Origin of the sequence: Burkholderia sp. Bp8992 (genome assembly GCF_003853705.1) — a bacterium.
Lineage (GTDB): Bacteria > Pseudomonadota > Gammaproteobacteria > Burkholderiales > Burkholderiaceae > Burkholderia.
Genome location: NZ_QTQI01000006.1, coordinates 281360 through 300831 on the forward strand (window position 1 = coordinate 281360; position 19472 = coordinate 300831).

19 protein-coding genes are annotated in these 19472 nt (G+C 68.0%); 8 read left to right on the plus strand and 11 right to left on the minus strand.

What is annotated here, in order from left to right; genetic code table 11:
- Positions 1-94: 94 nt before the first annotated feature.
- The 3 genes from DIE03_RS12480 to alr all read right to left on the minus strand — a co-directional run bounded on the left by DIE03_RS12480 (position 95) and on the right by alr (position 2966).
- Entirely contained in the window at positions 95-361 is a 267-nt protein-coding gene (locus DIE03_RS12480; RefSeq protein ID WP_059904429.1) for a DUF2866 domain-containing protein, read from the minus strand.
- A gap of 146 nt (positions 362-507) precedes the next feature.
- Positions 508-1884, minus strand: coding sequence for a DNA repair protein RadA (radA, locus tag DIE03_RS12485; protein ID WP_124450616.1), 1377 nt, complete (start codon positions 1882-1884; stop codon positions 508-510).
- An 11-nt stretch (positions 1885-1895) separates the two neighbouring features.
- A complete protein-coding gene (gene alr / locus DIE03_RS12490; protein WP_124450618.1) occupies positions 1896-2966 on the minus strand; it encodes an alanine racemase in 1071 nt (356 codons plus the stop codon).
- A gap of 218 nt (positions 2967-3184) precedes the next feature.
- Here alr and lplT point away from each other — a divergent pair, with 218 nt between their 5' ends.
- Both lplT and thiD read left to right on the plus strand, forming a co-directional pair.
- A complete protein-coding gene (gene lplT, locus DIE03_RS12495; RefSeq protein WP_124450620.1) occupies positions 3185-4492 on the plus strand; it encodes a lysophospholipid transporter LplT in 1308 nt (435 codons plus the stop codon).
- 58 nt (positions 4493-4550) lie between these two features.
- On the plus strand, positions 4551-5360 hold the full coding sequence (gene thiD / locus DIE03_RS12500) for a bifunctional hydroxymethylpyrimidine kinase/phosphomethylpyrimidine kinase (RefSeq protein ID WP_124450622.1): 810 nt from the start codon (positions 4551-4553) through the stop codon (positions 5358-5360).
- An 18-nt stretch (positions 5361-5378) separates the two neighbouring features.
- Here thiD and DIE03_RS12505 read toward each other — a convergent pair whose 3' ends face one another.
- Genes DIE03_RS12505 through tsaB form a run of 4 tightly spaced genes read right to left on the minus strand, consistent with a single transcriptional unit; the run spans position 5379 to position 8587 of the window.
- On the minus strand, positions 5379-6344 hold the full coding sequence (locus DIE03_RS12505) for a DUF1853 family protein (RefSeq protein ID WP_124450624.1): 966 nt from the start codon (positions 6342-6344) through the stop codon (positions 5379-5381).
- Positions 6341-7336 carry a uracil-DNA glycosylase gene (locus tag DIE03_RS12510; protein ID WP_124450626.1) on the minus strand — a complete coding sequence of 332 codons (996 nt, stop codon included), beginning with the start codon at positions 7334-7336 and terminating at the stop codon, positions 6341-6343. The genes DIE03_RS12505 and DIE03_RS12510 overlap by 4 nt, the downstream gene beginning before the upstream one ends.
- Positions 7323-7823 (minus strand): ribosomal protein S18-alanine N-acetyltransferase, encoded by a 501-nt coding sequence (gene rimI, locus DIE03_RS12515; RefSeq protein ID WP_124450628.1) that lies wholly within the window; start codon positions 7821-7823, stop codon positions 7323-7325. Before rimI ends, DIE03_RS12510 begins: the two co-directional genes overlap by 14 nt.
- Positions 7820-8587 (minus strand): tRNA (adenosine(37)-N6)-threonylcarbamoyltransferase complex dimerization subunit type 1 TsaB, encoded by a 768-nt coding sequence (gene tsaB, locus DIE03_RS12520; protein ID WP_124450630.1) that lies wholly within the window; start codon positions 8585-8587, stop codon positions 7820-7822. Before tsaB ends, rimI begins: the two co-directional genes overlap by 4 nt.
- Positions 8588-8734: 147 nt before the next feature.
- Here tsaB and DIE03_RS12525 point away from each other — a divergent pair, with 147 nt between their 5' ends.
- From DIE03_RS12525 to aceA, 3 genes are all read left to right on the plus strand, one after another.
- Positions 8735-9004 (plus strand): acyl-CoA-binding protein, encoded by a 270-nt coding sequence (locus DIE03_RS12525; RefSeq protein WP_124450632.1) that lies wholly within the window; start codon positions 8735-8737, stop codon positions 9002-9004.
- 357 nt (positions 9005-9361) lie between these two features.
- The gene (locus DIE03_RS12530; RefSeq protein WP_124450634.1) at positions 9362-10915 is read left to right on the plus strand and encodes a DEAD/DEAH box helicase; all 1554 of its coding nucleotides are present in this window, start codon (positions 9362-9364) and stop codon (positions 10913-10915) included.
- Positions 10916-11313: 398 nt separating this feature from the next.
- Positions 11314-12621 (plus strand): isocitrate lyase, encoded by a 1308-nt coding sequence (gene aceA, locus DIE03_RS12540; protein ID WP_124450638.1) that lies wholly within the window; start codon positions 11314-11316, stop codon positions 12619-12621.
- Between the two features lie 204 nt (positions 12622-12825).
- Here aceA and DIE03_RS12545 read toward each other — a convergent pair whose 3' ends face one another.
- Both DIE03_RS12545 and DIE03_RS12550 read right to left on the minus strand, forming a co-directional pair.
- Positions 12826-13260 carry a universal stress protein gene (locus DIE03_RS12545; protein ID WP_124450640.1) on the minus strand — a complete coding sequence of 145 codons (435 nt, stop codon included), beginning with the start codon at positions 13258-13260 and terminating at the stop codon, positions 12826-12828.
- A gap of 129 nt (positions 13261-13389) precedes the next feature.
- The gene (locus DIE03_RS12550; protein WP_124450659.1) at positions 13390-14325 is read right to left on the minus strand and encodes a LysR family transcriptional regulator; all 936 of its coding nucleotides are present in this window, start codon (positions 14323-14325) and stop codon (positions 13390-13392) included.
- A gap of 153 nt (positions 14326-14478) precedes the next feature.
- Between DIE03_RS12550 and DIE03_RS12555 the strand changes: the two genes are divergently transcribed.
- Positions 14479-15240, plus strand: coding sequence for a haloacid dehalogenase type II (locus DIE03_RS12555; protein ID WP_124450642.1), 762 nt, complete (start codon positions 14479-14481; stop codon positions 15238-15240).
- Positions 15241-15305: 65 nt separating this feature from the next.
- Positions 15306-16898 (plus strand): malate synthase A, encoded by a 1593-nt coding sequence (gene aceB / locus DIE03_RS12560; RefSeq protein ID WP_124450644.1) that lies wholly within the window; start codon positions 15306-15308, stop codon positions 16896-16898.
- A gap of 135 nt (positions 16899-17033) precedes the next feature.
- Here the strand turns inward: aceB and DIE03_RS12565 are convergent, their stop codons facing one another.
- Complete coding sequence (locus tag DIE03_RS12565) at positions 17034-17450, minus strand: gamma-glutamylcyclotransferase (RefSeq protein WP_124450646.1); 417 nt, start codon at positions 17448-17450, stop codon at positions 17034-17036.
- Positions 17451-17705: 255 nt separating this feature from the next.
- On the opposite strand from DIE03_RS12565, the gene DIE03_RS12570 reads away from it, so the two are divergent.
- Complete coding sequence (locus DIE03_RS12570; protein ID WP_124450648.1) at positions 17706-18584, plus strand: helix-turn-helix domain-containing protein; 879 nt, start codon at positions 17706-17708, stop codon at positions 18582-18584.
- A gap of 25 nt (positions 18585-18609) precedes the next feature.
- Here DIE03_RS12570 and DIE03_RS12575 read toward each other — a convergent pair whose 3' ends face one another.
- Complete coding sequence (locus DIE03_RS12575) at positions 18610-19074, minus strand: N-acetyltransferase (protein ID WP_124450650.1); 465 nt, start codon at positions 19072-19074, stop codon at positions 18610-18612.
- Positions 19075-19472: the final 398 nt, after the last annotated feature.

Genomic DNA, 19472 nt, shown 5'->3' on the forward strand with positions numbered 1-19472 from the left:
GGCCTTGTCCTTGCCCCGATACGACAAGGCCGGGCGCACTGGCCCGGCCTGTTGACTGGAATGCCGCTGCCCGGCGATTCGCCGCGCCGCCGGCTCAGCGCCGCGGCAGCGTATCGCGCGGCATCTGCTCGTCGTCGCCCATCAGGTGCCGGCGCCCCTCGGTCGGCCGCCGGATCGCGGCAGCGACTTCCGCTTCCGTCACGTCCTCGGACACGACCTTGCGCGCGAGGCGCCCTTCGTCGTCGATCCATTCGACGATCCGGCATCCGCCGCCCCACGGCTGGCGAATCGGCTCCGACACGCGGCAGCCGCGCAGGTTGTAAAGGCGTCCGCCCGGCGCTTCACCATACGATTTCAACATAGGTTCCCTTCGCATTGCGCGGTTCGACAATCCGGCAAAGGATAGGGAAAAGCGATGTCCGGCGGGTTACAGCAGCCTACATATTCTTTACAGCGAATTACGCGCCAGATCGCCGGCAGGCCCGGCCCGCGTGCCGGCGCGGCCGGTCACTCGAGATCGCGCACGCGGTCGATCGCCTGCTCGAGCCGATCGACGGCCATCACGTTCAGCCCTTCGATCGGCTGCTTCGGCGCATTCGCCTTCGGAATCAGCGCGGACGTGAAGCCGAGCTTCGCCGCCTCGCGCAGTCGCTCCTGCCCGCGCGGCGACGGCCGGATCTCGCCCGCCAGCCCCACTTCGCCGAACACGATCAGCCCCTTCGGCAGCGCCTTGTTGCGCATCGACGAATGGATCGCGAGCAGCACCGCGAGGTCGGCCGCCGGCTCGGTGATCTTCACGCCGCCCACCGCGTTGAGGAACACGTCCTGGTCGAAGCACGCGATGCCCGCATGCCGGTGCAGCACCGCGAGCAGCATCGCGAGCCGGTTCTGTTCGAGGCCGACCGCGAGCCGGCGCGGATTCGGCACGTGCGCAGTGTCGACGAGCGCCTGGACCTCGACGAGCAGCGGCCGCGTGCCTTCCTGCGTGACGAGCACGCACGAGCCCGGCACGACCTGCTCGTGCTGCGACAGGAACAGCGCGGACGGATTCGCGACGCCGCGCAGCCCGCGCTCGGTCATCGCGAACACGCCGAGCTCGTTGACCGCACCGAAGCGGTTCTTGAACGCGCGCACGAGCCGGAACGACGAATGCGTGTCGCCTTCGAAGTACAGCACCGTGTCGACGATGTGCTCGAGCACGCGCGGGCCGGCCAGGTTGCCTTCCTTCGTCACGTGCCCGACCATGATGATCGCGGTGCCCGACTGTTTCGCGATGCGCGTGAGCTGCGCCGCGCATTCGCGCACCTGGGCGACCGAGCCCGGCGCCGACGTGAGCGCTTCCGAATAGACGGTCTGGATCGAGTCGATCACGGCCACGTCCGGCCGCTCCGCGTCGATCGCGGCCTGGATCTTCTCGAGCTGGATCTCGGCGAGCAGCTTCAGCTCGTCCGCCGGCGCACCGCCGTCGAGCAGCGCAAGCCGTTGTGCGCGCAACGCGATCTGCGCGGCCGATTCCTCGCCGCTGATATAGAGCGCGCGCCGCTCGCTCGCGATGTCCGCGAGCGACTGCAGCAGCAGTGTCGACTTGCCGATGCCGGGATCGCCGCCGATCAGCACGACGCCGCCCGGCACCAGCCCGCCGCCGAGCACGCGGTCGAATTCGCCGATGCCGGTCGAGAAGCGCGGCACGTCGGCCGCCTCGATGTCGACGAGACGCTGCACGGGCGCCCGCTTCGCGAGCGACTGGAAACGATGGGCAGCGGGCGTTTCGGCGACCGATTCGACCAGCGTGTTCCACGCCTGGCACGACGGGCACTGGCCCTGCCACTTCGGGGTCTGTCCGCCGCACTCGCTGCAGACGTAAACGGTTTTCTGTTTGGCCACGCGCGACGCCCTTATTCCGCTCGCACGGGCACGCGGCCGGCGACCGCGCACATCAGCTCGTAACCGATCGTCCCGCACTGGCGGGCGACGTCGTCGATCGGGAGCGCGTTGCCCCACAGCTCGACGCGCGCACCGACACCGGCCTGCGGGCACGGGGTCAGGTCGACGGTAATCATGTCCATCGACACGCGGCCGACGATCCGCGTACGGATGCCGTCGACGATCACCGGCGTGCCTTCGGGCGCGACGCGCGGATAGCCGTCTGCATAGCCGCACGCGACGACGCCGATCCGCATCGGCGCCTGCGCGGAAAACGTCGAACCGTAGCCGATCGCCTGGCCCTTCCCGATCGTCTGCACCGCGATCAGCTCGGACGCGAGCGTCATCGCGGGCTTGAGCCCGGTGTCGGCGATATCGGCCGACAGCCCGGACGGCGACGCGCCATACAGCACGATGCCCGGCCGCACCCAGTCGAAGTGCGTGTCCGGATGCCACAGCACGGCCGCCGAATTCGCGAGGCTGCGCGCGCCGGCGATGCTTTCAGCGCCGCGCTCGAAGGTCGCGAGCTGCTCGGCGACGCCGCGCTCGTTGTCCGCGTCCGAAAAATGGGTCATCAACGTGATCTGGCCGATGCCGGGGCACGCGCGGGCGCGCTCCCACGCCGCGCGGTACTTTTCCGGCATGTAGCCGAGCCGGTTCATCCCGCTGTTCATCTTGAGCTGCACGTTGACCGGCTTCGACAGCCGCGCCGTTTCCAGCATCCGCATCTGCTCGTCGTTGTGGACCGTGGTGGTCAGGCTGTAGCGGTCGATCACGTCGATGTCGGTCGAGCGGAAGAAGCCTTCGAGCAGCAGGATCGGGCCGGCCCAGCCGAGCTCGCGCAGCTTCACGGCCTCGTCGAGGTCGAGCAGGCCGAAGCCGTCGGTGCCGCGCAGGCCCGGAAACGCGCGGGCGAGACCGTGGCCGTACGCGTTGGCCTTGACGACCGCCCAGACCTTGGACGGGCCGGCAAAGCGGCGGACGACGGAGAGATTGTTCGCGAGAGCGGCGGTGTGGATGGTGGCGGAGATCGGGCGCGGCATGGGAAATTTACGTAAAGACGCTTGCGAATCATCAGCTTACCGCGCCTTTTGAGCACCGAAGCCGACAATTTGCGGAACGATCGGGGAATCTTGCTAGTCCGAATTGGCGTATTTTCATGTTATAAAGCCGTGCGCACAACCCATTTCGAACGGAATAAGCCGATCGCATACCAGGCGGCCTACGCGGCCCTGCCCCGGCGACGAAAGCATCGCATCAGATGAAAAAAGGTTTTTACACCATCATGGCCGCGCAGTTTTTCTCGTCGCTGGCCGACAATGCGCTCCTCATCGCCGCCATCGCCCTGCTGAAAGACCTCCACGCCCCCAACTGGATGACACCGCTGCTGAAGCTGTTCTTCGTGTTGTCGTACGTGGTGCTGGCGGCATATGTCGGTGCGTTCGCGGATTCGCGCCCGAAGGGCCGCGTGATGTTCATCACCAACTCGATCAAGGTGGTCGGCTGCATGATCATGCTGTTCGGCGCCCATCCGCTGATCGCGTACGGGATCGTCGGCTTCGGCGCCGCGGCCTACTCGCCCGCCAAATACGGGATCCTCACCGAGCTGCTGCCGGCCGACCGGCTGGTCGCCGCGAACGGCTGGATCGAAGGCACGACCGTCAGCTCGATCATCCTCGGCACCGTGCTCGGCGGCGCGCTGATCAGCCCGCACATCGCATCGCACGTGATCGCGCACACGCCCGACTGGATCGGCACGCCCGCCGAAGCCGCGATGGCGATCATCATGGCGATCTACGTGATCGCCGCACTGTTCAACCTGCGCATTCCCGACACGGGCGCCCGCTACCCGAAGCAGGAGCGCGGCCCGGTCAAGCTGCTCACGGATTTCGCCGACTGCTTCATGGTGCTGTGGCGCGACAAGCTCGGCCAGATCTCGCTCGCCGTCACGACGCTGTTCTGGGGTGCCGGCGCGACGCTGCAGTTCATCGTGCTGAAATGGGCCGAAGTGTCGCTCGGCATGTCGCTGTCGGAAGGCGCGATCCTGCAGGCCGTCGTCGCGGTCGGTGTCGCGGCCGGCGCGATCGCCGCCGCCGCGCGCATCCCGCTGAAGAAGTCGCTGACCGTGCTGCCCGTCGGCATCATCATGGGCATCGCGGTGATGCTGATGGCGTTCTACACGCGCGACCTGTTCCCGTCGAACTGGGCCGTGCACGTCGGCCATCTGCGCATGCCCGTCTACCTGATCATCGCGTACATCTTCCTGATGTGCGTCGGCGCGCTGTCGGGCTACTTCGTCGTGCCGATGAACGCGCTGCTGCAGCATCGCGGCCACGTGCTGCTGTCGGCCGGCCACTCGATCGCGGTGCAGAACTTCAACGAGAACCTGTCGGTGCTCGTGATGCTGTGCCTGTATGCGGTGCTCGTTTGGCTCGACGTGCCGGTCGGCGTCGTGATCGTGCTGTTCGGCACGTTCGTCTGCCTGACGATGTGGCTCGTGATGCGCCGCCACCAGGCGAACCAGCGCCAGTTCGACTCGGTCGCGCTGATCGGCGAATCGCGGCACTAAGGCTACACTTTCCGTTTCCGTCCGCCGGCGCCGGTCTTCGAACCGGCGCGTTGCCCTCATGACGCATCCGATCCCCAACATCCTGACGATCGCCGGCTCCGATTCGGGCGGCGGCGCAGGCATCCAGGCCGACCTGAAGACGTTTTCCGCGCTCGGCGCATACGGCGCGAGCGTGATCACCGCGCTGACCGCGCAGAACACGCGCGGCGTGACGGGCGTGCATGCGCCGGACGCCGCGTTCGTGACCGCGCAGCTCGACGCGGTGTTCGACGACATCCGCGTCGATGCGGTCAAGATCGGCATGCTCGCGAACGCGGCGATCGTCCACGCGGTGGCCGACGCGCTGCGGCGTTACGCGCCGCGTTTCGTCGTGCTCGACACGGTGATGATCTCGAAGAGCGCGCACGCGCTACTCGCGCCCGACGCGGTCGATGCGCTGCGCAACGTGCTGCTGCCGCTCGCGACGGTCGTCACGCCGAACCTGCCCGAAGCGGCCGCCCTGCTGAACGATGCGCCCGCCGCCACCGAGGACGACATGGTCCGGCAAGGCCAGGCGCTGCTGCAAACAGGCGCGCGCGCCGTGCTGATGAAAGGTGGCCACCTGCCCGATGCGTCCGCGAGCCCCGACTGGCTCGTCGAAGCGGCGCGTATCGTGCGGCTCGACGGTGCGCGCGTGCCGGCCAGCAACACGCATGGCACCGGCTGCACGCTGTCGTCGGCGATCGCCGCCCTGCTGCCGCAGCAGCCCGACCTCGAAAGCGCGGTGCGCGAAGCCAAGACCTACCTGACCGGCGCGATCGCCGCGAGCGGCCGCCTCGACGTCGGCCACGGCGTCGGCCCCGTCCATCACTTCCATCGCTGGTGGTAAGCGCCGGCTGAAGCGGCGTCAGTGATCCTGCGCGGCGAACGCCTGCGCGCGTGCCGGCCAGTCGTCCGGCACGACGAAGCCGCGCGCCCTTTCGCGCCATGTGCCGTCACTGCCCTTTTCATGGATGCCGATCAGCGCCGGCGCCTCGCGTGTCGTCAACACGTGCGGCAGTTCCAACGCGGCCGCCAGCGGTTCGGGCGCGAAACCTGCGCCGGCGGCGGTCAATCGCGGTGCGAGCCACGCCAGCCTCGGCAGCACGCTCCACGCGGCGCCGGCAGGCTGCGCGGCCGCCCACGCCGGCCACTGCGCGTGCGTCAGCCAGAAGCCACGCGGATGATCCGGCGCGATTTCCGCTGACACCGGCGGCAACGGCGCGCCGTGCGGATAGAACAGCCAGCCCTTGATGAACATCTGCGCGTCGGACGGTGCGCCATAGCCGAGCCGCGCAAAGCCGTCGTGCTCGCCGAGCCGCAACTGGTGATCGAGCAGCCGGCTGCGCTTGAGGTCGAACCGGTCGACGAGATTGGGGCCGACGAAATCGGCGAGCGTCGCGCCCTCGTGCACCGGCGCGCACAGATAGCACTTCACCGCGAGTTCCCAGTGCAGGCGCTGCCCGTCCGGCGCATCGACGAGGAAATCGACTTCGCCGAGCGTCCTGCCGTTGCTGCGCAGCGGGAGATTGGCCGCGACGAGACGCAGCGTCGGGCCGTGCGTGAGGAAATATTCGAGCAGGCATTCCGCGTAACGGCCGAGCCGGGTCGGCCGGAAGCCGTCGAGCGCGCGATGCAGCGGCTCGGGCTGCGCATCGAGCGCGGCGAGCCACGCTTGAACGGCCGAGCGCCCGGCCGCATCCGGCCACGGTCGCGCAAGCGGCGCGCCCGGCACCGCGGTCAGCAGGCTCGGGCTGGCCAGCAGCCAGCCCAGGTCGCGCACCGCGGCGTCGCGCAGCGTATCGACGAATGCGTACGCCTCGCCGGTCGTCATTGCCCGGCCGGCCCGCTCGTGTCGGCGCCCTCTGCACGCTGGAACGTGTCGCGCGCCAGGCACAGGTCGGCCCACGCCTTCGACTTGTCCTGCAGGCTGCGCAGCAGGTATGCCGGGTGATAGGTGACGATCACCGGCACGCCTTCGTACGCATGCACGCGACCGCGCAGCGACGCGATGCTCGCGTCCGTCTTCAGCAGCGTCTGCGCGGCAAATCGACCGAGCGCGACGATCAGCTTCGGCTTCACGAGCGCGACCTGGCGCTGCAGATAAGGCTCGCAGTTCGCGACCTCGTCCGGTTCCGGGTTGCGGTTGCCGGGCGGGCGGCACTTGATCACGTTCGCGATGTATACGTTGTCGCCGCGCTTGAGCGACAGCGACTGCAGCATGTTGTCGAGCAGCTTGCCGGCCTGGCCGACGAACGGCTCGCCCTGCTTGTCCTCGTTTTCGCCCGGCGCCTCGCCGATCAGCATCCAGTCGGCATCGCGGTCGCCGACGCCGAACACGGTGTTGGTCCGCTTCTCGCACAGACGGCACAGCGTGCAGTCGGCCACGCGCGCGGCCAGCGCGTCCCAGTCGAGCGCGGCAACCGGCGTGCCGGCGGGGCGCGATTCGGCGGCCGGCACGGGCACGGGATCACCCGGCGGCGCCGCGTCGAACCACGCGAAATCGTCGGCGCCGGCAAGCGGCGCGTCGTCCATCGGCGGCATCGTGCCGGCCGCGGCAACCGGCACGGGCACGCGATCGCGCTCGACCACTCGCGCCGGTGCGGCATCGGCGGCACGCACATCAGCCGCCGGCCTGTCGTCCTGCACCGGCTGACGTGCCGGGCGCGCCGGTCGTTCGTCCCCGCCGGCGGCGGCGCTGCCCGCCGCACCGGCTTGGGGCACGGCGGGCGCTTCGGCCGCCGCGCCTTCATCCGCGCGCTGCCCGCGCCGCACCCAGATCTGCGCGAGGCCCAGTTCCTCGAGCGCCGCTTCAGCCCACGCCATGCGCGTCCCCCTCGTCCTTGTTCAACGTCAGACGCATCACGATCGCGTCCTCCCGGCTGCGATGCTTCGCCGGATAGTAGTTCTTGCGGCGGCCGATCGTCACGAAACCGAACCGCTCGTACAGCTGGATCGCGCGCGGATTGGACGGCCGCACCTCGAGCAGCATGCCGTCGAGCCGCTCCGCGCGCGAAATTCGCACGGCCTCGCGCAGCAGCGCAAGGCCCGCGCCCGCATGCTGCGCGGCCGGCGCGACGCACAGGTTCAGCAGGTGCATTTCGTCGACCACGGGCATCAGCACGCAATAGCCGACGAGCGCCCCCGTCACGTGCCGCAGGCACACGCCCAGGTAGCCGTTGCGCAACGAATCCTCGAAGTTGCCGCGGCTCCACGGGAATTCGTACGCGACGCGCTCGATCGCGACGACCTCGTCGAGATCGGCGTCCGTCATCGGCGCCAGATAGCGGTCGCTCAGCAAGACACCCGTCATCCCTTCGCTCCGCCCGTCTGCGCGGCGCGTGCCGCGATGCGCTCGGCGGTCGTCTGCGCGACCTTGTCGCGCACGTATTCAGGCGCAGCCTGATCGGCCGGCACCGCACGCCCGGCGCGGAACGCGCGCAGCGCGGCATGCGCGACCGCGAGCGCATGCGGCATCGCGTCGCTGTCGATCACGGCCGCACGCGACGCGGCCGGCAACTGCGCGCCGAACGCGGCGGCCGCATTGCCCGCGAGCGTGAACGGCACATCGGGCACGCCGACGGCGCCCGGCGCATCGAGCGAAGCCGGATGCAGCGTGCGCCAGTCGCCGGCGCCGTCGTCCCATTCGAAATCGGCCCAGTAGGCTTCGTCCATCCGCGCGTCCAGCGCGGCCAGCACGCGGGTCGTGCCGGGTGCGCGCAACCGCGCGTGCTCAGCGCACGCGAGCAGCGTGCCGATCGGCACGACCGGCAACCCGCCGCCGAATGCGAGGCCCTGCGTAATGCCCGTCGCGGTGCGCAGGCCCGTGAACGAGCCGGGGCCCGCGCCGAACGCGATCGCGTCGCAGTCGGCGAGCGTCAGCCCGGATTCGGCGAAGAGTTCCTGGATCGCCGGCAGCACGCGCGTGCTCGACACGGCGCCCGTCGGTTCGTGGCGGACCCAGGTTTGCGGAGAGGAAACGGCGTCATCGGCGTGGGCCGAGCGCAGCAGCGCGACCGAGCAGTATTCGGTCGACGTATCGATGGCGAGGAGCACTGTTTGCGTCATGGCCGACATTGTAATGCGGCGCCCCGCTCCAACGGGCGATCGGGACCGATCTGTGCGCCCGCGCGGCACCGGCGGCGGTTTGGAAGGATCGCTCGACCCCGCGTGGCGGTCCGCTTGTTAAGATCGCCCGACCTGAAACCCTTACGGAGACACCCGATGAGCGACCTCACCGCCCAATTCGACCAGGCCCAGATCGACGTCAAGCAACTGACCGAACGCCCGGGCAACCTGACCCTGCTGCGCCTCTACGCGCTTTTCAAGCAGGCGACCGATGGCGACGCGCACGGCGACAAGCCGGGCTTCACCGACATCGTCGGCAAGTACAAGTACGACGCGTGGGACGCGCTGAAGGGCACGTCGCCGGATGCGGCCAAGCAGCAGTACGTCGAACTCGTCGAATCGCTGAAAAACGGCACGGCTTCCTGACCGAATCGCCCGCCGGCACAATAGGCAATCAAATCACTGGCGCAGCGCAGCAAATCTCTTTATAATGCTGCCTGCGTCACCCCCCGCGCTCGGCTTCAAGCCGTTCCGGCAAGACGCCTCGTAGCGTTAAGCTCCAATCCGGTTTAGAACCTGTCCCCTCCTGCTTCGACCCTTGCGGTCGTCAACTAGGCTGGCGGCCCCGCTCCTGAAGCGCGCCGCACCCAAAACAGCTTCTAATGCCTCATCCGCCGACGGTTCGGCGGATTGCACCCGTTTCCCGATTTGCTCGCTGAATCCGACGACTTGGGTATGCGCGATTGGCGCCGACGTTTCACCCACTGTGTTTCAAGGATTGTTATGACTTCGAGCATCAACTCCAGCCCGCTCAACGCGATCGCCGACCAGGCGCTCGGTCTCGACGACGCCGCCGCACCGGCCGCGGTCGAACCGGCGTCGGACGAGCCGAGCTTCGCGTCGCTCGGGTTGTCGCCGGAGATCGTCTCCGCGCTGCAGGCCGCCGGCTACGTGAAGCCGACGCCGGTCCAGCAGCGCGCGATTCCGGCCGGCATCGCCGGCCGCGACCTGCTGGTGTCCAGCCCGACCGGTTCGGGCAAGACCGCCGCATTCATGCTGCCCGCGATCGAACGTTTCGCGCAGCTCCAGAAGACGCAGGCGCAGCAACCGCGCACGCCGCGTGAACCGAACCAAGGCGACCGCCGTGCGCGCCGCCCGCAACCCGTCGCGCGCCCGGGCCTGCTCGTGCTGACGCCGACCCGTGAACTCGCGATGCAGGTCACCACGGCCGCATCGACGTACGGCAAGCACCTGAAGCGCCTGCGTACGGTCAGCATCCTCGGCGGCGTCGCCTACGGCCAGCAGCTGATGCTGCTCGCGAAGAACCCGGAAATCCTGGTCGCCACGCCGGGCCGCCTGCTCGATCACCTCGAGCGCGGCCGTATCGACCTGTCGGAACTGAAGATGCTCGTGCTCGACGAAGCCGACCGCATGCTCGACATGGGCTTCATCGAAGACATCGAAACGATCGTCGCCGCCACGCCCGAGTCGCGCCAGACGATGCTGTTCTCGGCCACGCTCGACGGCAAGATCGGTTCGCTGACGAGCCGCCTGCTGAAGGATCCGGAACGCATCGAGATCCAGCAGCGCCTCGAGTCGCGCGCCAACATCGCGCAGACCGTGCACTACGTCGACGACCGCGACCACAAGGATCGCCTGCTCGATCACCTGCTGCGCGACGACGCGCTCGACCAGGCGATCATCTTCACGGCAACGAAGATCGACGCCGACCAGCTCGCCGGCCGTCTCGCCGACGCAGGCTTCGAATCGGCTGCGCTGCACGGCGACCTGCCGCAGGGCGCGCGCAATCGCACGATCCGTGCGCTGCGCGAGCGCCGTGTGCGCGTGCTGGTGGCCACCGACGTCGCGGCGCGCGGCATCGACATCCCGGGCATCACGCACGTGTTCAACTACGACCTGCCGAAGTTCGCGGAAGACTACGTGCACCGTATCGGCCGTACCGGCCGTGCAGGCCGTTCGGGCACGGCGGTGAGCCTCGTGCACCACGCCGAGCAAGGCGCGCTCAAGCGCATCGAGCGCTTCGTGCGCGCGCCGCTGCCGGTCAACGTGATCGAAGGTTTCGAGCCGCGCAAGGCGCCCCCGCGTAACGGCGGCACCGGCGGCCGCGGCCGTCCGGGCGGCGGCAACGGCGGTGGTCGACGTTTCGGCGGCAAGCCGGGCGGCGGTTATGGCGGCAACGGTGGCGGCAACGGCCGCAGCTACGGCGGCGGCAATGGCGGCGGCTGGAGCGGCAAGCCGGGTGGCAGCCGTGACGGCGGCCCGCGTCGCGACGGTCAGCGCAGCGGCGGCCCGCGCCGCAGCAACTCGGCGTCGTAAGCACGCACGGGCGGCGCCTCGCCGCCGCCCCTCGGATGGGCGCCCACCCATCCAGCCAACCGGCGCATCTGCGCCGGTTTTTTTTCGTCCCGCCCCACATTTCACGATACGGAAAAATTTTTTGCGTCGTAAAAAATCATGCTGCACGGCACAACCTGCACGATTGCGGGATGGAAAAAGCCGTTTCTTATCTCGAAATAAGAAATACAAGCGCTTGATTTAAAACACTTAAAAATTTACCCGGTTGCCGGACAAGCCCCCTGTTTCGCGCCTGCCGATTTGCCTAGACTCTTATACAAGACCTCGCGAAACGGAACGCCTCGCGCCCCGCTTCGCGAACCGCATCACGACCGTCGGATTCGGCACATCAGGCAACACACCGCATCAAGGAGCTCATCATGTCGCGTCAGCAACAGGCACAGGAACTGCAAAAGCAATGGGAAACCGATCCGCGCTGGAAGGGCATCAAGCGCGGCTACTCGGCCGAGGACGTGGTCCGCCTGCGCGGCTCGGTCCCGATCGAGCACACGCTGGCCAAGCGCGGCGCGGAAAAGCTGTGGAGCCTCATCAATCACGAGCCGTTCGTCAACGCACTCGGCGCGCTGACCGGCAACCAGGCGATGCAGCAGGTGAAGGCCGGCCTGAAGGCCATCTACCTGTCCGGCTGGCAAGTGGCCGGCGACGCGAACGTCGCGGGCGAAATGTACCCGGACCAGTCGCTGTACCCCGCGAACTCGGTGCCGCTCGTCGTGAAGCGCATCAACAACACGCTGACGCGCGCCGACCAGATCCAGTGGTCGGAAGGCAAGAACCCCGGCGACGAGGGCTATGTCGACTTCTTCGCACCGATCGTCGCCGACGCGGAAGCCGGCTTCGGCGGCGTGCTGAACGCGTTCGAACTGATGAAGGCGATGATCGAGGCCGGCGCTTCGGGCGTCCATTTCGAGGACCAACTCGCGTCGGTGAAGAAGTGCGGCCATATGGGCGGCAAGGTGCTCGTGCCGACGCGCGAAGCCGTCGCGAAGCTGTCGGCCGCCCGTCTCGCGGCCGACGTGATGGGCACGCCGACCGTGCTGGTCGCGCGCACCGACGCGGAAGCGGCCGACCTGATCACGTCCGACGTCGACGACAACGACAAGCCGTTCCTGACGGGCGAGCGCACGGTGGAAGGCTTCTTCCGCACGAAGCCGGGCCTCGGGCAGGCGATCTCGCGCGGCCTCGCGTACGCACCGTACGCCGACCTGATCTGGTGTGAAACGGGCAAGCCGGATCTCGAGTACGCGAAGAAATTCGCGGAAGCGATCCACAAGCAGTTCCCGGGCAAGCTGCTGTCGTACAACTGCTCGCCGTCGTTCAACTGGAAGAAGAATCTCGACGACGCGACGATCGCGAAGTTCCAGAAGGAACTCGGCGCGATGGGCTACAAGTTCCAGTTCATCACGCTGGCGGGCTTCCATGCGCTGAACTACTCGATGTTCAACCTCGCGCACGGCTATGCCCGCACGCAGATGAGCGCATTCGTCGAACTGCAGCAGGCCGAGTTCGCGGCAGCCGACAAGGGCTTCACGGCCGTCAAGCACCAGCGCGAAGTCGGCACCGGCTACTTCGACGCGGTGACGCAGACGGTCGAGCGCGAAGCGTCGACGACCGCGCTGCACGGCTCGACCGAAGACGAGCAGTTCTTCGACGGCAAGAAGGTCGCGTAACACGCGCAGGCGTCACGCCGGTGCCCGCCTCGTCACGGCGCGGCACCGGCCACCGGACAACAATCAGGGAGGAGACGGCAGGCGCGCGGTGCCGATCGCGCGACCGGCCGCGCGGCCTGCGGGCCGCCTGCAACGATGCGCGCCGGCTTCGTCCGGCGCGCCCTTTTTTGCGACGCTGCCCGCGCGGCCACGGGCGGCGACGCCCTACCGATAAACGATCACCGGAATTTTCGTATGGGTCAGCACGCGCTGCGTCTCGCTGCCGATCAGCAGGCTGCCGAGCCCGCGGCGTCCGTGGGACGCCATGAAGATCACGTCGCAGCCGCCGCGTTCGGCCGCCTCGATGATGCCGAGATACGGCGACGGGTGGACGCTCGTCCACGTGTCGCAGGCGACGCCGGCCGCCTGCGCGGCGGCCTCCACCTCGTCGAGGTGCGCACGCGCCTCGCGCTCGCTGCGCGCGCGGAAATCGGCGGGCGGCTCGATGATCACTTCGGAAAACGGCGAGTACGGATACTGCGGCAGGCACGCGTAGGCTGTCACGCGCGCGCCGACCGCGCGTGCCAGGTCGATCGCGCCGTCGATCGCCTTGCGCGACAGTTCGGAACCGTCGGTTGGAACGAGGATGTGCCGGAACATCGCGCCCTCCTTCGTCTATCGCACGCCGCACGCAACGATCCCTTCCGGACCGGCCGCGACGCGCCGGACATGCCTCCTACGAGTGTAGTGCGTGAAATCGCCCGACCGGCACCGGCAGCGGGTTCGCCCTCATATCGGAAACGCGCGGGCGCGCGCCGCCTGCTCGCCCCAATAGCCGGGCTGCTCGTACGTGTGCTTCAGGTAGTCGAGAAACAGGCGCACGCGCAGCGGCAGGTGCCGGCGCTGCGGAAACACCGCGTGGATGCCGATCGGCGGTGCCTCGAAGGCATCGAGCACGCTGACGAGCCGGCCGCCCGCGATGTCCTCGCCGACCTCCCACCACGAGCGCCATGCCAGGCCGTAGCCTTCGAGGCACCACTCGTGCAGCACCGCGCCGTCCGAGCATTCCATCGTGCCGTTCACGCGGATCGACACGACCCGGCCGTCCTCCTGGAACGCCCAGCCGCGCTGCTGGTTCGCGTTCGCCGCAAGCGCGAGGCAGTTGTGCCGCGCCAGCTCCGCGAGCGTGGCCGGCGTGCCGCGCCGCGCCAGATAGGCGGGCGACGCGACGCACACGCGGCGGTTCTCGCCGAGCTTCAGCGACACGAGCGACGAATCGGGCAGCTCGCCGAGCCGCACCGCGCAATCGAACCCCTCGTTGACGAGATCGACCATCCGGTCGGACAGATCGAGCGTGACCGACACGTCCGGGTGCCCGCCGCTGAATTCGGGCACGAGCGGCGCGACATGCCGCCGGCCGAAGCCGGCCGGCGCGGAAATCCGCAGGTGGCCGCTCGCCTTGACGCCGCCGGCGGACACGCTCGCCTCCGCGTTCTGCATGTCGTTGATGATCCGCTGGCAATCCTCGAGGAACGCCGAACCTTCGAATGTCAGCGTGAGCTTGCGCGTCGTGCGCACCAGCAGCTTCACGCCGAGCCGCTCCTCGAGCGCGTCGAGGCGGCGGCCGATGATCGCCGGCGCGACGCCTTCCGCGTGCGCGGCCGCCGACAGGCTGCCCTTCGCCGCGACCGCGGCGAACGTTTCGATCTGCTTGAACCGGTCCATGAGTCGCAAGGACGGCACGGCCGCCCTTCAAATCGCTTAAAGCGCCAAGATTAGGTATATGAAAGTAAAAGATCAAGTGATGAATAGCGTCTTTTTTAGTGAATACGATCACGAATAGAATCGATCCGACCTCTGAAACTGGAGCGCAAGGCTATGTCGGCCACAACGACACTCTCCTCTCCCGACGCAATCCTCTTCGACGCATTCGGCACGTTGTTCGACGTGCGTGCGGTGCTGGCCGCGGCGGAGCAGATATTTCCCGGACACGGGGAACGGTTGTCGCAGCTGTGGCGACGCAAGCAGATCGAATACTCGCAACTGCGCACGCTCGCCGATCCGGCCGGCGCGCGCTATCGCCCGTTCCGGGACATCACGCTCGACGCGCTGCGGTTCGCCGCGCGCCGGCTCGGGCTCGCGCTGAACAGCGCGGCCGAAAAGCGGCTGATGGACGAATACGCGTGCCTGTCCACCTATCCCGACACCGTGCCCGCGCTGCGCAAGCTGCGTGCGCTCGAACCGCGCCCGCCGCTCGGGATCCTGTCGAACGGCACGCCGCAGATGCTCGACATCGCAATCAAGAGCGCCGGCATGTCCGGGCTGTTCGATCGCGTGCTGTCGGCCGACACCGTGCGTGCCTACAAGCCGAGCCCGGCCGCCTACGCGCTCGGCACCGCCGCGTTCGGGTCGAACCCGCGCGGCATCGTGTTCGTGTCGTCGAACGCGTGGGACGTCGCCGGTGCCGTCTGGTTCGGCTACACGACGTTCTGGCTCAATCGCACGGGCGCGCCCGCCGAGGAACTCGGCGCGCCGCCCGACGGCACGGGCACCGGCATGGCCGACCTGCTCGACTTCCTCGCCACCCCGGCTCCGTCCGGCAAGCCCGCAAACCGCACGCGCCCCGGCCCGGGTGCATGACGCTCGCAGCTGCCGCCTTCCCCCTTCACCGAAACCGCAACTGACCGACCAAGGAGATGAGACTCATGAGCACCCCGATCACGCTGCCGCAAGGCATGACGATCACCGGCGACATCCAGCCGGGTTACGAAGCGATCCTGACGCCCGAAGCACTGGAACTCGTCGCGGCGCTGCACCGCACGTTTGAACCGCGCCGCCAGACGCTGCTGCAGGCGCGCGTCGAGCGCACGAAGCGCCTCGACGCGGGCGAGCGCCCCGATTTCCTGGCCGAGACGACGTCGATCCGCGAAGGCGACTGGAAGGTCGCGCCGCTGCCGGCCGACCTGCAATGCCGCCGGGTCGAGATCACCGGCCCCGTCGAGCGCAAGATGATCATCAACGCGCTGAACTCGGGCGCCGATTCGTACATGACGGACTTCGAGGATTCGAATGCACCGAGCTGGACGAACCAGATCGACGGCCAGATCAACCTGAAGGACGCGGTGCGCCGCACGATCTCGCTCGAACAGAACGGCAAGTCGTACCGGCTGAACGACAAGGTCGCGACGCTGATCGTGCGTCCGCGCGGCTGGCACCTCGACGAGAAGCACGTGACGGTCGACGGCCAGCGCGTGTCCGGCGGCATCTTCGATTTCGCGCTGTTCCTGTTCCACAACGCGAAGGAGCTGATCGCGCGCGGCTCGGGCCCGTACTTCTACCTGCCGAAGATGGAAAGCCATCTCGAAGCACGCCTGTGGAACGACATCTTCGTCGCCGCGCAGGAAGCGATCGGCGTGCCGCGCGGCACGATCCGCGCGACGGTGCTGATCGAGACGATCCTCGCCGCGTTCGAGATGGACGAGATCCTGTATGAGCTGCGCGAACACAGCTCGGGCCTGAACGCCGGCCGCTGGGACTACATCTTCTCGGCGATCAAGAAGTTCAAGAACGACCGCGACTTCTGCCTGGCCGAGCGTTCGAAGATCACGATGACGGTGCCGTTCATGCGCGCGTACGCGCTGCTGCTGCTGAAGACGTGCCACAAGCGCAACGCGCCGGCGATCGGCGGGATGAGCGCGCTGATCCCGATCAAGAACGATCCGGAAGCGAACGACAAGGCCATGGGCGGCGTGCGCTCGGACAAGCAGCGCGACGCGACCGACGGCTACGACGGCGGCTGGGTCGCGCACCCGGGCCTCGTGCCGATCGCGATGGAAGAGTTCGTCAAGGTGCTCGGCGACAGGCCGAACCAGATCGCGAAGCAGCGCGACGACGTGCAGGTCGAAGGCAGGAACCTGCTCGACTTCCAGCCGGAAGCACCGATTACCGAAGCGGGCCTGCGCAACAACATCAACGTCGGCATCCACTACCTCGGTGCGTGGCTCGACGGCAACGGCTGCGTGCCGATCCACAACCTGATGGAGGACGCGGCCACGGCCGAGATTTCGCGCTCGCAGGTGTGGCAGTGGATCCGCTCGCCGAAGGGTGTGCTCGACGACAGCCGCAAGGTCACGGCCGAGCTCGTGCGCGAGTTCGCGAAGGCCGAGCTCGACAACGTGAAGCGCTCGGTCGGCGGCAACACGCAGCCGTACGAGCGCGCCGCGGCGATCTTCGAACAGATGTCGACGTCGGAAGGCTTCACCGAATTCCTGACGCTGCCGCTGTACGAGGAAATCTGACGACGCGGCACGCAGCGACCGGCGGCCGGCGACCTCGCATGCCACGCTGCCCGTCGCATGCGCTGGCCACATGAAAATAGCGCCCCTTGCGGGGCGCTATTTCTTTTGACGCGAACCCGGCTGCTGCCGGGACGTTCAGGCGGCTTCCTGCTCGCGCCGGTGCTGGACCCAGTCACCCGACGCGATGCGCGGACGCCCGGCTATCGCATGTGCGGCGATCGGGTAATACAGGCACGCGTACTGCCGGCCGCCGAGCTCGACGGTCACCTCTTCCGGCTTGAACAGCGAGTCGACGCCCGGATAGACGCGCTCGATCTCGTCGAGCACGGGGACGAGCCGCTCGTCGACTTCGTAGACGTCGCCCCAGACCAGCGACCGGCTGGCCGCCGTCCCGGCGATCATCCCCGGATACGTACCGAAATCGTACAGCTCGCCCGGCAGCGCGGCCGCGCCGAGCAGCGTCGGCGTCGCGATGCCGTGTCGTGCGGCCGCATGGCCGATGTCGTTGGCCTGTCCGGCTCGCAAGGTGCCGTAGACGAATACGTAGCGCATCGTGGTTCTCCTCTTCGATTTGTGATTGCCGTGTTCGTGCGCGATTCACATGAAAATGCGCCTGCATCGATAGACCACGATACCGGCCCGATGGTTCGAACCCGCCGGCGCGCGGCCGCGGGCCGCCGTCCGGAAATCGCCGGCGCCCATACAAAGTTCATTTGAACACGGCATGATCTCCCGGAAAACCGCCGCATGCGCAAGCGCTGCGCCTTCTAAAATAACGGCATCGCCGCCGCGCTGCCCGAACCGCCCATGAATTCGCCCGTCCAAGCCGACGCCTCGAACCCGTACGACGTCATCGACATCCCGCCCGAATTCGCGCCGACCGCCGTGCATCCGATGCGCGTACGCGCACGGCAGGTCGATGCCGGCCGCCGCATCCCGCTGCACACGCATGCATGGGCGCAGCTCGCGTACGCGTCGCGCGGCGTGCTGCGCGTCGCGACGACCGGCACGACGTGGATGGTGCCGCCGTCCCGTGCGATCTGGGTGCCGCCGCACGTGACGCACGAGGTCGTGATCGTCGAAGAGGCGTATTTGCGCACGCTGTATATCGACGAATCGATCGTGCCGGACGGCCTCGACGCGTGCCGCGTCGTCGAAGTGACCGGGTTGCTGCGTGAACTGATCGTCGCGCTCGATGCACGCGACCTGAGCGCCGCGCGCGAGCGGCTGCTGTGCGGGCTCGTGCTCGACGAACTGAGTCACGCCGAGCCGTTGCCGCTCGCTGTCCCGATGCCCGACGAGAAGCGGTTGCGCATGCTGTGCGAATCGGTGCTCGCGCACCCGGCGCATGCGGAGTCGCTCGAACACTGGGCGAGCGAGGTCGGCGCGAGCACGCGCACGATCTCGCGGCTCTTCAAGCAGGAACTGGGCGTGAGCTTTTCGCAGTGGCGGCAGCAGGCGCTGCTCGCGCGTGCGATTCCGCTGCTGAACCAGGGGCGCCCGCTGTCGCATATCGCGCGCGAACTCGGCTACCAGAGCCAGAGCGCGTTCTCGGCGATGTTCCGCCGCGCATTCGGTCAAAGCCCGCGCGCATTCATGTTGCGCGGCTACGAGCATCGCGGCGCGGAAGGCAGCTTCGAGGAAGACGAAACGCCCGACGACGACGTGATCGACACGGGTCGCTGACCGCACGCACCGGATCGTCAGGCCTTCAGACCGGCCGCACCATGTGGCGGATCGAGCCGAGTTGCGCGAGCCGCGGCCCGGTGACCTGGTAGCCCATGCGCAGGTAAAGACGCGCGGCGGGATTGTCGACGAACACGCGCAACTGCAGTTCGTGCAGCCCGCGCGCACGTGCCCAGCGATGGGACATGTCGAGCAGGAAGGTGCCGGCGCCCTGCCCGCGATGGCCGGCCGCGATCTGCACGTCGCGGATGTGCAGCGAATCGCCCTCCTCGGTCACGCGCAGCACGCCGATGCGCTCGCCGTCGGCCTCGAGGATGAAGTTTTCGGATTCACGCCAGCTCGCATAGAACAGGTCGCTGCGCCACACGAGCCCATGGCGTTTGTAGTAGCTGCCCATGTTGCCGTGCGTCAGCGCTTCGGCGAACGGGAAGTCGCCGGGCTCCGCGGGCCGGAGCTGATACAGGAGTCGCAGGTCGGTCGGATCGAGCATCACGCAGGGGTCAAGAACGCATCTCGCCACGATAGCGCAGTCGCGTGCGGATGCAATCGCGAATTTCTCGTAGCGGTGAGGTGCTTGCGCAATCGACGACACAAATGAAAAAGCCCGCACAAGGCGGGCTTTTTCATTTTCTGGCGGAGCGGACGGGACTCGCCTACATCCCGCAGGCCGCGGCTGCGCGTGCACGCGCATCCCTTCGAGTCCCGCCGGAAGCCGCGCAGGCGGCTTCCTCCGCTCCGCAGTCACGCGCCCGCCAGCGGGCGCAATCGACGACGCAAATGAAAAAGCCCGCACAAGGCGGGCTTTTTCATTTTCTGGCGGAGCGGACGGGACTCGAACCCGCGACCCCCGGCGTGACAGGCCGGTATTCTAACCGACTGAACTACCGC

Coding starts and splice junctions, on each gene's coding strand:
- DIE03_RS12480 (WP_059904429.1), bottom strand. CDS start 361: ATGTTGAAATCGTATGGTGAAGCGCCGGGCGGACGCCTTTACAACCTG.
- alr (WP_124450618.1), bottom strand. CDS start 2,966: ATGCCGCGCCCGATCTCCGCCACCATCCACACCGCCGCTCTCGCGAAC.
- lplT (WP_124450620.1), top strand. CDS start 3,185: ATGAAAAAAGGTTTTTACACCATCATGGCCGCGCAGTTTTTCTCGTCG.
- thiD (WP_124450622.1), top strand. CDS start 4,551: ATGACGCATCCGATCCCCAACATCCTGACGATCGCCGGCTCCGATTCG.
- DIE03_RS12505 (WP_124450624.1), bottom strand. CDS start 6,344: ATGACGACCGGCGAGGCGTACGCATTCGTCGATACGCTGCGCGACGCC.
- DIE03_RS12510 (WP_124450626.1), bottom strand. CDS start 7,336: ATGGCGTGGGCTGAAGCGGCGCTCGAGGAACTGGGCCTCGCGCAGATC.
- rimI (WP_124450628.1), bottom strand. CDS start 7,823: ATGACGGGTGTCTTGCTGAGCGACCGCTATCTGGCGCCGATGACGGAC.
- tsaB (WP_124450630.1), bottom strand. CDS start 8,587: ATGTCGGCCATGACGCAAACAGTGCTCCTCGCCATCGATACGTCGACC.
- DIE03_RS12525 (WP_124450632.1), top strand. CDS start 8,735: ATGAGCGACCTCACCGCCCAATTCGACCAGGCCCAGATCGACGTCAAG.
- DIE03_RS12530 (WP_124450634.1), top strand. CDS start 9,362: ATGACTTCGAGCATCAACTCCAGCCCGCTCAACGCGATCGCCGACCAG.
- aceA (WP_124450638.1), top strand. CDS start 11,314: ATGTCGCGTCAGCAACAGGCACAGGAACTGCAAAAGCAATGGGAAACC.
- DIE03_RS12545 (WP_124450640.1), bottom strand. CDS start 13,260: ATGTTCCGGCACATCCTCGTTCCAACCGACGGTTCCGAACTGTCGCGC.
- DIE03_RS12550 (WP_124450659.1), bottom strand. CDS start 14,325: ATGGACCGGTTCAAGCAGATCGAAACGTTCGCCGCGGTCGCGGCGAAG.
- DIE03_RS12555 (WP_124450642.1), top strand. CDS start 14,479: ATGTCGGCCACAACGACACTCTCCTCTCCCGACGCAATCCTCTTCGAC.
- aceB (WP_124450644.1), top strand. CDS start 15,306: ATGAGCACCCCGATCACGCTGCCGCAAGGCATGACGATCACCGGCGAC.
- DIE03_RS12565 (WP_124450646.1), bottom strand. CDS start 17,450: ATGCGCTACGTATTCGTCTACGGCACCTTGCGAGCCGGACAGGCCAAC.
- DIE03_RS12570 (WP_124450648.1), top strand. CDS start 17,706: ATGAATTCGCCCGTCCAAGCCGACGCCTCGAACCCGTACGACGTCATC.
- DIE03_RS12575 (WP_124450650.1), bottom strand. CDS start 19,074: ATGCTCGATCCGACCGACCTGCGACTCCTGTATCAGCTCCGGCCCGCG.